12 protein-coding genes are annotated in these 15,464 nt (G+C 35.3%); 9 read left to right on the top strand and 3 right to left on the bottom strand.

The annotated features are described in order from the left end of the window. Positions 1-14 precede the first annotated feature (14 nt). The 3 genes from PFY09_RS17530 (at position 15) to PFY09_RS17540 (ending at position 3,001) form a co-directional block, all read left to right on the top strand. A complete protein-coding gene (locus PFY09_RS17530) occupies positions 15-1,532 on the top strand; it encodes a TROVE domain-containing protein (RefSeq protein WP_271160548.1) in 1,518 nt (505 codons plus the stop codon). 587 nt (positions 1,533-2,119) lie between these two features. Then, complete coding sequence (locus PFY09_RS17535; protein WP_271160549.1) at positions 2,120-2,647, top strand: DUF6584 family protein; 528 nt, start codon at positions 2,120-2,122, stop codon at positions 2,645-2,647. Positions 2,648-2,773: 126 nt separating this feature from the next. Next, positions 2,774-3,001 carry a phosphate ABC transporter substrate-binding protein gene (locus tag PFY09_RS17540; RefSeq protein WP_271160550.1) on the top strand — a complete coding sequence of 76 codons (228 nt, stop codon included), beginning with the start codon at positions 2,774-2,776 and terminating at the stop codon, positions 2,999-3,001. Positions 3,002-4,789: 1,788 nt separating this feature from the next. On the opposite strand, the gene PFY09_RS17545 is transcribed toward PFY09_RS17540, so the two are convergent. Beyond that, positions 4,790-5,134, bottom strand: coding sequence for a hypothetical protein (locus PFY09_RS17545; protein WP_076393123.1), 345 nt, complete (start codon positions 5,132-5,134; stop codon positions 4,790-4,792). Positions 5,135-5,145: 11 nt separating this feature from the next. After that, positions 5,146-5,562 carry a transposase gene (locus tag PFY09_RS17550; protein WP_076392800.1) on the bottom strand — a complete coding sequence of 139 codons (417 nt, stop codon included), beginning with the start codon at positions 5,560-5,562 and terminating at the stop codon, positions 5,146-5,148. A 777-nt stretch (positions 5,563-6,339) separates the two neighbouring features. On the opposite strand from PFY09_RS17550, the gene PFY09_RS17555 reads away from it, so the two are divergent. Further along, positions 6,340-7,878, top strand: a complete 1,539-nt coding sequence (locus PFY09_RS17555) for a SulP family inorganic anion transporter (RefSeq protein ID WP_271160551.1) — start codon at positions 6,340-6,342, stop codon at positions 7,876-7,878. A 450-nt stretch (positions 7,879-8,328) separates the two neighbouring features. Here PFY09_RS17555 and fusA read toward each other — a convergent pair whose 3' ends face one another. Then, complete coding sequence (fusA, locus tag PFY09_RS17560; RefSeq protein WP_271160552.1) at positions 8,329-10,395, bottom strand: elongation factor G; 2,067 nt, start codon at positions 10,393-10,395, stop codon at positions 8,329-8,331. Positions 10,396-11,269: 874 nt separating this feature from the next. Here fusA and PFY09_RS17565 point away from each other — a divergent pair. The 5 genes from PFY09_RS17565 to PFY09_RS17585 are packed head-to-tail and all read left to right on the top strand — an operon-like array spanning position 11,270 to position 15,461. Next, entirely contained in the window at positions 11,270-11,944 is a 675-nt protein-coding gene (locus PFY09_RS17565; RefSeq protein WP_271160553.1) for an HAD family hydrolase, read from the top strand. Between the two features lie 2 nt (positions 11,945-11,946). After that, entirely contained in the window at positions 11,947-12,771 is an 825-nt protein-coding gene (locus PFY09_RS17570; protein WP_271160554.1) for a phosphoribosyltransferase family protein, read from the top strand. Then, positions 12,761-13,315 carry a TerD family protein gene (locus PFY09_RS17575; protein ID WP_087708961.1) on the top strand — a complete coding sequence of 185 codons (555 nt, stop codon included), beginning with the start codon at positions 12,761-12,763 and terminating at the stop codon, positions 13,313-13,315. Before PFY09_RS17570 ends, PFY09_RS17575 begins: the two co-directional genes overlap by 11 nt. 6 nt (positions 13,316-13,321) lie before the next feature. Then, positions 13,322-14,494: a toxic anion resistance protein gene (locus tag PFY09_RS17580; protein WP_256040464.1), complete on the top strand. Its 1,173-nt coding sequence runs from the start codon at positions 13,322-13,324 to the stop codon at positions 14,492-14,494. A 16-nt stretch (positions 14,495-14,510) separates the two neighbouring features. Then, a complete protein-coding gene (locus PFY09_RS17585) occupies positions 14,511-15,461 on the top strand; it encodes a hypothetical protein (RefSeq protein WP_108411739.1) in 951 nt (316 codons plus the stop codon). Positions 15,462-15,464: the final 3 nt, after the last annotated feature.

Raw genomic sequence — 15,464 nt, forward strand, 5'->3', positions numbered from 1 at the left:
AAAAAACAGTAACCATGAAATTTAATTTTTTAAGAAAAGAAAATAAAGTAGTAACCAACTACGAAGGTGCAAAAGCTTACACGATGACACCTGCAGAAGAATTGTACAGTGCTGTTGTTACAACAGGATTATCCAATACAACCTATGAAAAAGGAAATGAAAGACTCACAAGAATTCAGTCCCTGATTCAGAAAAATGATCCGGAATTCGTGGCAAAACTGGCGGTTTACGCAAGAAAAGATATGTATCTGCGTTCTATTCCGTTGGTTTTGACGACCGAATTGGCAAAGCAGACTTCAGGTACAGACCTGGTAAGCAGAACCATCGACGGCGTGATCCAGAGAGCGGATGAAATTACTGAACTTTTGGCATATTACCAATTGGCAAACGAAAGAACAGATCTTAAAAAACTCAACAAACTGTCAAAGCAAATTCAGAAAGGTCTGGTAAAATCATTCAATAAATTTGATGAATACCAGTTCGCGAAATACAACAGAAAAGCGGAAGTAACTCTGAAAGATGCCCTGTTCTTGGTTCACCCAAAAGCAAAAGATGAAAACCAACAGGCAATTTTCAACAAAATCGTCAACGATTCGTTGGAAACACCTTACACTTGGGAAGTAGAACTTTCCGTTTTGGGACAGACAAAATTTGCCGATGATGCAGAAAGAAAAGCAGCCTTCAAAAACAAATGGGAAGAACTGATTTTCAGTAACAAACTGGGCTATATGGCAACTTTGCGAAACCTCAGAAATATTCTGGAGGCCAACGTTTCTTCGGATGCGATGCAGAAAGTTTGCAGCTATCTTTCGGATGAAAAAGCCGTGAGAAATTCAAAACAATTGCCTTTCAGATTCTTGTCGGCGTACAGAGAACTGAAAAGTATGAAATCACCTTATCTGTCATCAATTCTCGAAGCATTGGAAGATGCGGTTTTGGTGAGTGCCAAAAATATCAAAGGTTTTGGTTTTGATACTTCGGTGGTGATCGCGGCAGACGTTTCAGGTTCAATGCAACAGCCCGTTTCTCCAAGATCTAAAGTTTTGCTGTACGATATTGGTCTGTTGATGTCGATGATGTTGCAGTCACAGTGCAAAAATGTGATTTCAGGTATGTTCGGTGACACATGGAAAAGAGTTCCGATGCCTAAAAATGGTATTCTGAGAAACGTGGATGCATTCTACAAAAGAGAAGGTGAAGTAGGTTACTCTACCAACGGTTATCTGGTCATCGAAGATTTGCTGAACAGACGCGAAAAAGTAGATAAAGTAATGATTTTCACCGATACTCAACTTTGGAACAGCAAAGGAACCCGAAATTCTTTTGAAGATTCATGGAATCAATACAAAAGTTTTCACCCAAATGCAAAATTGTATATTTTTGACTTGGCGGGTTACGGAAGACAGCCTTTGGATATCAGACAAAACGATGTATACCTTATCGCAGGTTGGTCCGACAAAATTTTCGACGTACTGAACGCTTTGGAAGACAAAAAATCTGCCATAGAAATGATTAAAAAAGTAGTGCTGTAAAAGGCACTGCTTTCATAATGATAAATTATAAGCGATAAATGATAATTGATTTTTTTGCTTGTAATTGCTTTAATTTAGGAGCTATTTGATTATATCGAAAAGCTGATATTTAATTTTTATTTGAAGCTTTTTCCCGCTATCCACTTTATCTTTTGGGTTACGGGCTCCGCTTCGCTCCGCCCGCAACCCAAAAGGATGCTGTTTCTATCGGGGCTAGGAAAATATAATGCTTTAATTAGCAGTCAGTTTTTTATTCAGGTATACAAATGTAGTTCATTAGTGAAGAGAAGAATCTCAATCAATATTTTTAGAGATTGCTTCGTCGCTACGCTCCTCGCAATGACAAAGAATAATAGTAAAAAACCGACCTAGGAAATGGAGGCGTAAAGAAAATAAGCTATACGAACGTTAAGAAAATTCTACTGTTTGAAGCGCGACACAAATTCAGAACCGAAGAACAAATAATAAATTCGCGCAAGTTTTAGAATTTTTAGAGCGTGTAGATTATTTTTAGCCGGAATTTCCAAGTCTTGAACTTTTGGTTCTTTTGCTTCAAGGCAAAACGAACAAATGAATAATTATAAATAATGGGAACTATTTTTTACAGAATTGAACAGGATCTTAAGGCGGGAAGAAAGAAAAAAGCCTGCGACAGACTTCGAAATCTGATCAATGAGTTTCCCGATGATCTTTCTTTGAGAAACAAACTGGCGCAGATTTACTATGATTCAGGGTTTAAAGATGAAGCCGGAAAGTTTTGGATCTTATCTGAACCTCAGAATTTCGAAATGAAAGAAGCAGTTGAAATGTACAGGAATTCATTAAGCAATTCCGGAAATGCTATTTTAAAAGATATCGTTTTTCGGGGAGATAAAACTCAGCTTTCGGAATACGCAAAAAATATTCTGAAGGAACTGGAAACCGATAGCTTTAAGAAAACAAAACGAATTCCAGATTTTAAAAGAAAGCAAAGAGAAAAAGGAAATTATGCGGAATCTAAAGATAGCTTTTTTAGTAATGTAGGATTTTATTTGCTCATTGGAGGAATTATTTTGCTTCCATTTTTAGGACTTGTTAAGCTGGGAGAGATTATCGGGTCAATATTTTCAAAATAAATTTTAACTGCGTAAAAAGAATGCGCACTGAGACAATAACTTTGCATCAACAAAAACAGATAACCATGAATTACTATAAAAAATGGCTTAAAGGAACACTGTATTGAGGTTAAATACTCAATACTTATGAAAAAATTTAAAACATTTAAAAAATCTTTCGGAATCAACGAATATGAATTAATTGATTTTCCGAAGAAAATTTCAAATGTGCAGATTTCCAGAATTTTATATGGAAATGAAATGGGGTGTTCTTATTGTTTTCCACATGGTTATGAAACCATTAATTCAAAAGAAATTAAGTTTCAGAGAAATTGGAAAAAATACAGAAAAACCCAATGGAAAACCCAAAAGTAAGTGTCGTAAAACAGAATTACTTCGTACTGAGCAGAGTTGTATTGCAGGTAAAAATCCTGCTTCCAGAATTCGGAATGGTGTAAAAAGAAACACACAACAATAAAAAATTCTGTTTGATTTTTCACCTTACTTAAAAAAAATTACCGGTGCCGTAAGAAAAGAAATCCTTCGATTTCCACTTGAACAAGAGTCTCTTCGTTACATTGCCCGGTTTTAAACAACCAATGTCGTCATCATAAGGGTTCCATCGTCTTACTTAAAATTTGAATTGATATCAAAAACTCTTATACCATGTTACTTGGTTTTTTTTAAAAATAATTTTAACTGCGTAAAAAGATTGCGTACCAATGCAATAATTTTGCAGTAACAAAAAACAATAACCATAAAAACTTAAAAAATAATCGATGCCGTAAGAAAGAGTTCCTTCGAATCCAAACTGAAAAAGTCTCTTTCAAAATTTTGCTCGATTTTAAAATTACTTACAAGTGCCGTAGATAAAAGTTACTTCGATTTGTACAGAGGTTCGAATCCTTTCGCCGAAAGGTGTGGTCGAGTGGTTAGACGGTTTTTAAGACAGCTTTTATCACTGTTTGCCTTGTAATTTTTAAGAAAACTATTTAAAAAACATAAAAAATCAAGTGTCGTTTCAGAATCATACTTCGATATTTAATCTTTGGGTCGCAGGTTCGATTCCTGCCTTCTCTGTTGTAAACGAGATGTAGCTCAGACGGTAGAGCAAAAGCAATGAAGATTCTCACATTATTACCTTGATTTAAAAAACAAAAGAGTGCCGTAGAAAAGGCTTACTTCGAACAGCAATTATTTAGACCAAAAAATCTAAAAAACAAGTGCAATTTCCTGAATAACAGTAGGGATCAGGTGCATGTCTGTCTTTTCGCCTTTTGCCTCTTTTTATTGAAAATTTAAAAATATCGGGTGTCGTAGTACAGAAATACTTCGTTCCAAACCGGAAATACAGGTTCGATGCCTGTCAGTAACTAAAAAACTGTCGTCTAATTTGAGTAAAGACGCCGGAGAAATATCTGTACGAAATTTACCTTGATATAATAAAGAGTGCCGTTAGAGAAAACTTACTTCGGTTAATCTTAATGATGTTGGTTCGACTCCAGAATAAATCTGAAAATGATTTATAATAAAGAGTTTTCTCGTCTTTTGCCTCTTTTTTTAATTTTAAGAACTTACAGATAAGTGTCGTAGAGAAGGGTTACTTCGTAAATATAACGGTCCTAAGGTAGCGTAATTCGGGCGACCGAACTGGTGAGGTTGGGTTGAAAACCAACTGGGCAAAAGTTTTCGAAAGAAAGCGTAAGTCTCTCGCAGATGTAGAATTGCTTACTCCCTGCCCAAATCGGGTAAGAGCGGCGCTCATAAGAGCAAAAATACCTTTTTCGCCTTTTACCTTATCTGTTTTTATAATATACAAGTGCCGTAGAATAGTGTTACTTCGCTCATTACGACGGGGTCGCGGGTTCGAGTCCCGCCTTTTCCACAGTTTAAAAAACACAAAATTAAAATAGGAAAAGTAGCTCAGTTGGTTAGAGCACGACATTGCACTTTCTGGTTGTTGCCTTGTTTTAAAATATAAAGTGTCGTAGAGAAAAGATACTTCGTCACCAATCGAAGGGGAGGAATAATGAAGTCGGCTGTTCCGGCAAGATTATCCGGTTCGACTCCGGCAGAACGATGCCCCGCTTTTCTTTTCCCGTTGGTAATCTTTATATTAAAAATCCGAAAAACAGTATGCTTTTCGGATTTTTTATTTTGAAATCAGTTTTTTGAAGTAATTTTTTCGTACTCCTCTTCAAACGTTTTCTTCCATTTCGCAATGGTTGTTCTGCTGATTTTATACTTTTTCGACATATAATTTGTAGAAAAATTATGTTTGTTCTGGTATTGCAAAAGCTTCAGCATGGTTTTCTTGTCGTAAGTCTTCAATTTCTGATTTTTTTCCAGACTTTCTTTTGATTGCTTGAAAACCAATTCGTTAAAATTCAAAACATCTTCAGTGGTTTTTAAATTTTTTATCAGACGCTGAACTTTGGGGTCGTTCAGTTTATCAGGATCTTTTTCTTTAAGCATATCCTGATAGATCTTCGTGTAATTTGGACGCATAGGATGTTTTTTTAAATTTTTTGCAGCCATCTGTGAAGCGTACTTTTAGGAATAGAATACTCCTGGATGATTTCATTGTGAGTCATCTCTCCGGATTGTATCTTTCCGATTATAAATTCTTTGATCTCCTGAGTATAAATGTTTTTTCGGAAATAAGGAATCTTATCCGATTTTGGATTCTTCACCTTATCAACAGCAGAAGGAGGAGCGTATAAAATAAGGTGTGAACTGTAAATTCTGAAAAAATCATATTCCAGAAGTTTAGAGCATCTTAATAAAAGATCTGTTTCTACTGATGCACTTTCGAAAATTTTATCAATAGCTTCCTCGTCTTTTTTAAGAAAACTGCACATTCTTTCTTTGCTAACTTCCAGTTCGTTAGCTCTTTCTTTAATAAATTGTCCTATATGTATGTCTTTGTATAGCATAGGTGTTTTTAAGCCTTAGTGATTAATAAGCAATTTGCAGTCCGAAATTATAAAATAATGAAAAAATATAAAAACTTTAGCACGATTTATTATGTTATGCCTGTTTTCATAATTGGCGGAATATTCATTTACACTAAAAGACTTTAGATCAAATTTACTGTAAATAGCAGATATAGAAATGTAAATAAAGAATTCATGCTTTTTTATGTTGCAGCACCATCATGTATTTCAGATCCCCATTACTTCAGTCAGTAAGCTTCAATATTCCGGACTTTTCTGTAAGCACCAATACCATTTCCATTACAATATCGTCATGTAAATACTCTTTTTTAATAATTTTAAGATAATTTTCTTTCTGTATTTAATTAATCATCAATAATTGAATTAAATATTTAGAAAAAATACTAACTTCTCTGAAATCAAATATAGAAAAATTTGGATTTAGTCCAAAAAAATGAGGGATAAAATTTTATGAAATACTGTTTTTAGTTAAAATTTAATTAAATATGTGGTAGGTGTAGTGAAATAATATATTCCGTAATATTTGAAGAGACCATAATTTAAACGGAAACATATTGTGAAATATTTAAAGAAGCTGCTGCAAAAATTGTCTGAGAAATTTCTAGTCAATATCTTTGTTGCCATTATGAAAGTAAAAAGAAAAACTTCATCGGAAGTTACACCGCCTTAAGGATTTTATAAAGCTGTTTTCAAAGAATAAAAAACAGAAATCTTTGTTTTTAAAATTATTATTAAATCCTTACACTTTTTTTTCCAATGGAAAATTCTCTTAAACTTTTCGACTTTTCACAAAAAATCAATTTCAAAAACGAACTTCTTGCCGGATTTACGGTGGCAATGACCATGATTCCCGAATCTCTTTCATTTGCCATTCTTGCCGGACTTTCTCCTTTAACGGGATTATATGCGGCTTTTATGATGGGATTGGTAACCGCCATTTTCGGAGGCCGTCCCGGAATGGTTTCCGGTGGAGCTGGAGCAACCATCGTTGTTTTAATTGCACTCATCAAAACTCACGGCGTAGAATATTTATTTGCAACTGTAGCTTTAGCCGGAGTTTTTCAGATGCTGGTCGGAATTTTCAGACTCGGAAAATTTGTGAGACTGATTCCGCAACCCGTAATGTACGGTTTCCTGAACGGTCTTGCTGTTATCATTTTCATGGCACAGGTAGAACAGTTTAAAATTACCGATGCAAATGGTGTTGTGACTTGGCTGCAGGGTTCTTCCTTATATATAATGTCAGGTTTAACGGCTTTAACGATTGCTATTGTTTACTTTTTCCCGAAAATCACCAAAGTAGTTCCTTCTTCTTTAATTGCTATTTTAATTGTTTTCGGAGTGGTTGTTGGTTTCGGAATTCATACAAAAACTGTTTCGGATATTGCCCACATCAGTGGTAATTTACCCAATTTTCATATTCCGAAAATACCTTTTTCATTAGAAACCTTACAGATTATTTTTCCTTATGCTTTAATTATGGCAGGAGTGGGGTTAATTGAATCTTTACTCACTTTATCCATGGTGGATGAAATTACCAATTCAAAAGGAAACACCAATAAAGAAGCCGTAGCGCAAGGTTTAGCCAACGTTACCAATGGTTTTTTCGGAGGAATGGGAGGCTGTGCAATGGTTGCCCAGACTCTGGTGAATCTGAATGCAGGATCCAGAGCCAGACTTTCCGGAATCATTGCTTCCCTCACGATCTTAATTATTATTTTAGTCGGAGCCCCGTTTATTGAAAAAATTCCGATGGCGGCTTTGGTTGGTGTCATGATGATGGTCGCGATCAGTACCTTTCAGTGGGTTTCCATAAGCATCATTAACAAGATGCCGAAATCCGATATTTTTGTCGGAATTACAGTAGCCTTAATTACCATTATTCTTCACAATTTGGCTTTGGCAGTTTTGGTAGGGGTGATCATTTCTGCCCTTGTTTTTGCATGGGACAATGCGAAAAGAATCCGTGCCAGAAAATTGACGGATGAAAATGGGGTTAAATATTATCAGATTTCAGGACCGCTATTCTTTGGTTCAGTGACCACTTTTATTGATAAGTTTGATCCTGTAAACGATCCGGATCAGGTAGTCATCGATTTTAAAGAAAGCCGGATTGTTGATATGAGTGCAATTGATGCTCTGGATAAACTCTCTAAAAAATACGCACAACTAAATAAAAAACTCCATTTAAGACACTTAAGCGAAGACTGCCGCCAAATGCTAAAAAACGCAGAAGCTGTAATTGAAGTGAATATTCAGGATGATCCGACGTATAAAGTGATGCCGGAGAAGTAGGAGGGTTTTTGAGTTGGAGGATTGGAGGGTTTGAGTGGTTGAGAAGGTTTTGAGGCTGGAAGACAGAAGATGGAAGATGGGAGGTGGAAGATGGAAGATGGAAGATGGAAGATGGAAGAGCGATGATGGAAGTTTAGAAATACTTCGCAAACATCTGAAAAAATCTGGGTAACCTGTAGAGAATAAAATTTTGGATAAACTGGAAGTGCGAGGATGGAAGTTTAGAAATACTCCGCAAACATCTGAAAAAATCTGTGTAATCTGTGGGAAATAAAATTTTGGATAAACTGGAAGCGCGATGATGGAAATTTAAAATTCATGCAAACATCTGTGGAGAATAAAAATCTGCATAATCTGCAAAATCAGCAGGAGAAAAAACAATTCATCATTGATAATTCACCTCAATAACCCAAACAAGGACTGCAAAAATAAATTTACAGCCCTTGTCTTTTAGGTAACTAATGTATTTGCGATGAAATCAGGTACCAAAGCATAGTGCGACAACTTCATGCTGATCGAAGCTCTTCCGCTCGTTAACGTTCTCAGATCAGAAATATATCCGAAAGTAGAAGCTAAAGGAACTTCTGCCGTGAAAATTTTTCTTCCCGATTTTTCATCAATTGAGATGATGATTCCTCTTCGTTTATTGATATCCGCAGTCACCGCTCCGGTATAATCTTCAATCGTCTGAATCTCAACTTTCATGATCGGTTCCATTAATTTAGGTTTACAGGATTTTCCGATTTCCCGGAAACCTTCTCTTGCAGCCATTTCAAAATCCTGAGCATGAGAATCATTACTGTGAGTAGATCCGTCGAGAAGCGTAACTTTCATGCTTTCCAGAGGATATCCTTGTAATGCTCCGTTTTCCATTGCTTCTCGGAAACCTTTTTCAACAGACGGAACAAATTCATTAGGAATCACTCCGCCTTTGATCTGATTGATGAATTCCAAACCGATTCCATCGTCATTTCTCGGTCCGATTTCAAACGTGATGTCTGCAAACTGTCCGCTTCCGCCATTCTGTTTCACAAGTTTTTCACGATGCGTTCTGGTTTCCGTTAAAATTTCTTTATACGAAACTTTAGGTTTTCCCTGATTGATTTCAATTCCGTGATTCAACCTGATCTTTTCTAAAGTAACTTCAAGATGTAACTCTCCCAAACCGCTTAATAAAGTTTCTCCTGTTTGTCGGTCTCTTTCAACAACCAACGATGGATCTTCTTCCTGAATTTTCGCTAAAACCAGTCCGAAAAACTTTTCATCGGCATTTGTTTTCGGTTCAATAGAAACCCTGATTACCGGAGCCGGAATCGTAATGGATTCAAGCAAAACAGCCCGTTCAACAGAAGATAAAGAATCTCCGGTTTTCGCATCTTTTATTCCGGTCAAAGCCACAATATCTCCTGCTTTTCCTTCTTCAACCGTTATCGTTTTGTCCGACTGCATCTGCAAAATCCTTGAAATTCTGAAACTTTCACCCGTTCTTACATTCTGAACCGTATCACCTGATTGTATACATCCCGAATAAATTCTCAACATCGAAAGTTTACCCATATGTTTATCAATCACCACTTTGAAAACCAATCCTGAAAAAATTTCCTTTTCATTTCTTTCCAGCTCAACCGTTTCTTCCGTTTTGGCATCTTTTCCTTTCACGGAAGGCAACTGATCCGGCGCAGGAAGATAACTTACAATCGCATCAAGCAAAGGTTGTACTCCCTTGTTTTTGAATGCAGAACCACATAAAACAGGAACTGAATTTCTTGACTGACAAACTCTTTTTATGGCTTCAGTGATCATTTCTTCAGAAATTTTTGTTTCAGAATCCAGAAAATATTCAAAAAACTGTTCGTCAGATTCCGCTAAAGTTTCCATTAGTTTCATTCTCCATTCATGAGCTTCAGCGTTGTAAAGTTCCGGAATTTCCTTTTCAATAATGGTTTCTCCGTTTTCATCCATCCAGCACAGTGCTTTTTGCTTAATTAAATCGATAACACCTTCGAAACTGTCTTCAGAACCCATCGGAATTTGTAAAGCTAAAGGAGCCGCATTCAGTTTTGTTTTAATTTCATTTAAAACAGCAAAAAAATCTGCCCCGATTCTGTCCATTTTATTGATGAAACAAATCTTCGAAATTCCATGTTTCTCAGCTTGGAACCAGACATTTTCCGTTTGTGGCTGAACTCCCGAAGAAGCACAGAAAACTGCTACAACGCTGTCCAAAACGCGTAAAGAGCGTTCAACTTCCACCGCAAAATCAATGTGTCCCGGAGTATCGATAATATTGATATTGAATACATTGTCATCTTTTTTCCACAGGGTAGAAATTGCAGCCGAAGAAATCGTAATTCCCCTGTTTTTCTCCTGGATGTCTTTATCCATTGTGGTATTTCCTTCGTCTACGTTCCCTATTTTGTGGATCATTCCCGTGTAATAAAGAAGTCTTTCCGTAAGTGTTGTTTTTCCCGCATCAACGTGTGCTATAATCCCTATATTTCGTGTGTTGTATTTCATTTTGTTAAATTTAAATTGTTGATTTTAAGGTTGTAAAATGTTTTAAAACGCAAAGTTCTTTGAAAACTGTTTTTTATTTAAGAGAGCAAAGAGTTGCGACAAAGTTGCTGATGAAGCCAGCTTCTTAAAATCAATTTATTGATTAAAATCTTTGCTCACTTTCTTATTCAGTAAGAAAATTTTTCTTTGCGTTAAAAATTAGACAACCTTTCCGAATGTAAAAGCTGAAAAGTAGGGTAGCAAAAAAGACCTATCTGAAACAGACAGGCCTTCTTTATATTTTAGTTTTATAAGGTCGATCGTTATTCAGATAAATATTTAGTGCTACCAAAGTACACAGCTCTGATAGGATTGCTTAAAGTAATTATATTTATCATTTTTGTTGACATTGTTGATTGTTAACCGGTTGCAAAACTAGAAAAAATATTTTAACAGCAAAAACTTTTTTTTATTTTTTTTTAACGACTGAAAAATTGAAAATTTAAAGACATTATTTGCTAAATTATTTTTAACGCGAGGATCGCCAGGTTTTGTTTAATCCTTTGAAAATATTTTTGTTCGTAAAGGCACTTCGTTCAGCAAATGACAGCATCATGACTTGGCTGAGTGAAACGCCCTTGCGAACGAAAAATACCCACAATAATTTTAAAAAAATCTTTGAGGACTTTGCGTTTAAAAAAGAATTTTCCAATAACAAATATTACGGAAAATCATAAAAATTTCTTAAAACAGCAAACTACATTTACACATTAATTTAAAAATTCTATCTTTGAAAGGAATTGTATTTTGAACACGAACAGATGAAAGAAAATAATAACCATTTAAAACATCTTTTTCAAGAAAAAAGCTAAATAAAACTTTTAACTGAACCATTTTGAAAACAGATATAGACATCCACAATCACTCACATTTTTCCTTTGATTTGTGGCTTACTTTAATAAAATCTCATCCTGAATTTAAAGCAAAAAGAGTTGAGCTGTTCTCCTCATTTTTTGACGTAAAAAAACCAATTGATGAAGTTGCGAAAGTCGTAAAATATTATGATGATATTTGTAATTCTATCAATGAGGTAATTGGAGGAAATGTTGACACTTTTGAAATTTATTTATTAATTTTAAATGCACTGGAAGTAGATGTAAAACAATTGAATAAAGATCAGTTAAATCAGTTTTATCAGAAAAGCGAAGATCTGTTTCTGGAATATAAACCTGTTGTGATTTTTGAAAATTTACATCAGTTTTTTGATGAAATTAAAAATCAGGGAAAAACAATCAATATTCTAAGCAACACAGGTTTTATTAAAGGAAAAACCATGAGAAAATTCCTGATCAGTGAAAATCTCGATCAGTATATTGATTTCCACATTTATTCTGATGAAATGAACTGCTCAAAACCCGATCCCAAAATCTTTCAGGAAGTGAAAAATTTACTGCCCAATCAGGATTTAGATGTAAAACAGGTTTTACATATCGGGGATAATCCTGTCGCGGATTATAAAGGCGCAAAGGATTTTGGTTTCAATGCACACTTACTTACACCCAAAATATAATTATGAACAAGAGGTACAGCTTACACCACATTCATTCGGCGGATGAATTTACATTTTCACCCGAAGAATACAGCTATTTCAAATATGGCGATAAGTCGTATGCTGAAAAATTTGCAAAAGAACTGTTCGAAGGATTTATTTCCGGACATGAAGATATTTTAAACACAGATAAAGAAATTGTGGTATTGCCAAGTCCTTACATGGCAATTCCTACAGCGTCTAATTTTTTATGTTTTTACTTTAAGAAGCATCTGGATTTTTATTTGTTTCAGAAAGGAAAAAAATCAAGCATTTTATCGAAAATTAACAGAAATCATACCTACACGACGGATTATGGAAATTTAAGTTTTGAAGACCGTAAAAATCTTATTGCTAACGACACCTATTATCTGGATAAAGATTTTCTTAGAGGAAAACTTTGTATTTTTATAGATGATATTAAAATAACAGGAAGCCATGAATTTACGGTGAACAAAATTCTTGATGAATATAATGTAGAAGCAGACTTTTTATTCATGTATTATGCTGAACTGATGAATTTTGATCTCGATCCTAAGATTGAAAATTACTTTAATTATTACGCGGTAAAAAATGTAGATGATATCGCAGAAGTAATGGGGAAGCCTAGTTTTCAGTTTAATACACGAATTGTAAAATATATTTTAGGCTTAGATTCAGGTAATTTTGAGTATCTTTCGTCTAAAGTAAAAAAGGAACTGATGGATAATCTGCTGGAACTGGCAATCAGCAACAATTATCATTTAATAAAAGAATACGAAAACAATATAAACACTTTAACACAAACCGAATTATATTATGGCTATTAACTTACAGAAAGGACAGAGAGAAAATATAAATGCACCGAAATTTACGGTTGGTCTTGGATGGGATATTAACAATACATCTACCGGAACCGCTTTCGATTTGGATGCTTCTTTATTTTTATTAGGTGAAAACAAAAAGTTAATTTCAGATAATCACTTCATCTTTTACAACAATCTGGAGTCTCCGGACAAAGCAGTAATTCACTCTGGTGATAACCTTACGGGAGACGGAGCAGGAGATGATGAGCAGATTAAAATCGATCTTACTAAAATAGATCCTGCCGTGAAAGAAATTACTGTTGTGGTAACCATTCACGATGCGGATTCAAGAAGACAGAACTTCGGACAGGTAAGAAATTCTTTCATCAGAATTTTCAATACAGATACCAACGAAGAAATTTTAAAATATGAATTAGACGAAGATTTCTCTATTGAAACGGCAGTGGAATTCGGAAGAATCTACAACAGAAATGGCGAATGGAAATTTGAAGCGGTAGGAAGCGGACAGAGAGAAGGTCTTGAAAAATTTGTATCAATCTATCAATAATCTATTATGGACAATCAGGAAAACCAACCTATAGATCCGCTTGGATCGATCGAACCTTTAAAGACATTCGAACCTACTCCGATGGCGCCGCCGCCGAGTATGGCAACGCCAAGTACGCCTCCTGCTCCTTTAGTAGACAGGGATGGAAATGTAAATCTTACGCAGTTACAGGCAGAAGAACGTAAAAAATACGAAGTTCTGGCAGATTCTATCGACGAAACTAACCCGGGATCTATCGTTAACTTTGGAGCCGATCTTCAGAGAACATTGTCGAATCAGAGTGACAGTTTCCTTGGAAATGTAAGGAGATCAAATTCCGGAGAAGTAGGTGAATTGATTAATAATTTATTAGTCGAGCTGAATTATGTAGATGTTGAAGAGTTAAATCAAAATAAATTCAAAAGTTTTTTAAGCAAATTGCCTTTCATGAAAAGTGTCATGACGCAGATTGAGAATTTATTTGCCAAATACGATAAAATCATCAACAATATCGATCAGATTGCTTATAAAGTAAATGCAGGAATCATTACTTCAACGAAAGATAATGCGGTTTTGCAGACGATTTTCGAAAGTAATGTCAACGCGATCAAACAAATTGAAGAACTGGTGATTATCGGAAACCTGAGAATGGAAAAAGCGGGAGCCGAATTAGCGCACATGGAAGCCAATACGCAGGAATTTCAGGATTATCAGATTGCCGATAAGAGAGATTTTATCGCAAGATTAGACAGAAGATTAGCCGATCTGAAAGTGGTTCGATTAATCATGATGCAGTCTCTTCCGCAGATCAGACTCGTTCAGAACAACAACGTTTCGATTGCAGAAAAAGCACAGACGATTTTAACGACGACTTTACCACTCTGGAAAAACCAGCTTTCACTGGCAGTAGCGATGTACAGACAGCAGCAAAGTATTGAAATTCAGCAGAAAGTTTCGGCTACGACGGAAGAAATTTTAAGAAAAAATGCAGAACGTTTGGGGCAGAACTCTGTGAATGTTGCAAGAGCTAACGAACAGACGATTGTTTCCGTTGATGTGTTAAGAGAAACAACGGCAAAACTAATCAATACATTAAACGAAGTGAAGCAGATCCAAAAACAGGGTGCGGAAGGAAGAAGAAAGCTGGATCAGGATTTAATGACTCTGGAACACGAATTAAAAGCAAACGTAAGAGGATAAGAATGAGAGATGAAAAGTGAATGATGATGCTGTAAACATATTGTCGCAAAGCAAAAGAAGATTAACCAAACTTAAACTTCTTGCAAATTTTTTTGAAAATGTTGATATAATTTCGATCTACATTAAGACGGATATTATCCATAATCTTTTTCAGGAAAATAAAGGACTCGATTACAGCAAACTGGAACTTTTTCATCTTCAGTACACCGACAGTCTTATTGAACTTTTAACCAAAATTAAAAGGCAGAAGGAAAATGAGATGTTGGCGGTGCTTAATGAAATTGATGTTAACAGCAAATACATTTCCGGTTTTGAGGAAAAGCGTGTAGACGGTTTCGAAACAGACCGGAAAATGTACAGCGGGATCTTTTCCAATCAGCTGAAAAGTTTGTATAATGATCTTACGGAAGATAAATTTCGGGCAAACTGGGATAATGTTCTGTATTTCTACAAAAAATATGCGGCAGAATTCTACCGTTCGAATGTTGATGAAGAATTGCTGAAATCCGGTTCTTTTCCTGCCTATCAGTATCAGGATTATCAGATTGAAAGGAAATTACTGGGAAGGCTTAATATTCAGAACTTTAAGGTTCGTTTTGTATGCGGATATGTCATCACGGGAAACGAGTATGAATTATTTAAAATCTTCCAGTCCGACGATCACTTCATTTTTGATATCGAAGGCAGAAAAATGTATTTAATTGATCCTAAAAAACTGGAAAAACTAGATACAATGCCCAATGAATCGAATCAGGGAACAATTGTTTATCAGTTAAAAAGAAAAAACGAACAATTGGAAGAGACAATGAACGAAAGAAAAAAAACATTACCGGAGCAGGTGATTTCAGTATTGAAAGATTATCTTAAAAATCTTGAAAATACCGACGTGATGAGCAAAATGTTCGACATCAATGAGGAAACCAATATTCTTCGCGCAATGCTGAATTTAAATTTAAATAATAATTAAAAT

The organism is Chryseobacterium gambrini, from assembly GCF_027920505.1.
Classification (GTDB): domain Bacteria; phylum Bacteroidota; class Bacteroidia; order Flavobacteriales; family Weeksellaceae; genus Chryseobacterium; species Chryseobacterium gambrini.

Coding starts and splice junctions, on each gene's coding strand:
- PFY09_RS17530 (WP_271160548.1), top strand. CDS start 15: ATGAAATTTAATTTTTTAAGAAAAGAAAATAAAGTAGTAACCAACTAC.
- PFY09_RS17535 (WP_271160549.1), top strand. CDS start 2,120: ATGGGAACTATTTTTTACAGAATTGAACAGGATCTTAAGGCGGGAAGA.
- PFY09_RS17540 (WP_271160550.1), top strand. CDS start 2,774: ATGAAAAAATTTAAAACATTTAAAAAATCTTTCGGAATCAACGAATAT.
- PFY09_RS17545 (WP_076393123.1), bottom strand. CDS start 5,134: ATGCGTCCAAATTACACGAAGATCTATCAGGATATGCTTAAAGAAAAA.
- PFY09_RS17550 (WP_076392800.1), bottom strand. CDS start 5,562: ATGCTATACAAAGACATACATATAGGACAATTTATTAAAGAAAGAGCT.
- PFY09_RS17555 (WP_271160551.1), top strand. CDS start 6,340: ATGGAAAATTCTCTTAAACTTTTCGACTTTTCACAAAAAATCAATTTC.
- fusA (WP_271160552.1), bottom strand. CDS start 10,395: ATGAAATACAACACACGAAATATAGGGATTATAGCACACGTTGATGCG.
- PFY09_RS17570 (WP_271160554.1), top strand. CDS start 11,947: ATGAACAAGAGGTACAGCTTACACCACATTCATTCGGCGGATGAATTT.
- PFY09_RS17575 (WP_087708961.1), top strand. CDS start 12,761: ATGGCTATTAACTTACAGAAAGGACAGAGAGAAAATATAAATGCACCG.
- PFY09_RS17580 (WP_256040464.1), top strand. CDS start 13,322: ATGGACAATCAGGAAAACCAACCTATAGATCCGCTTGGATCGATCGAA.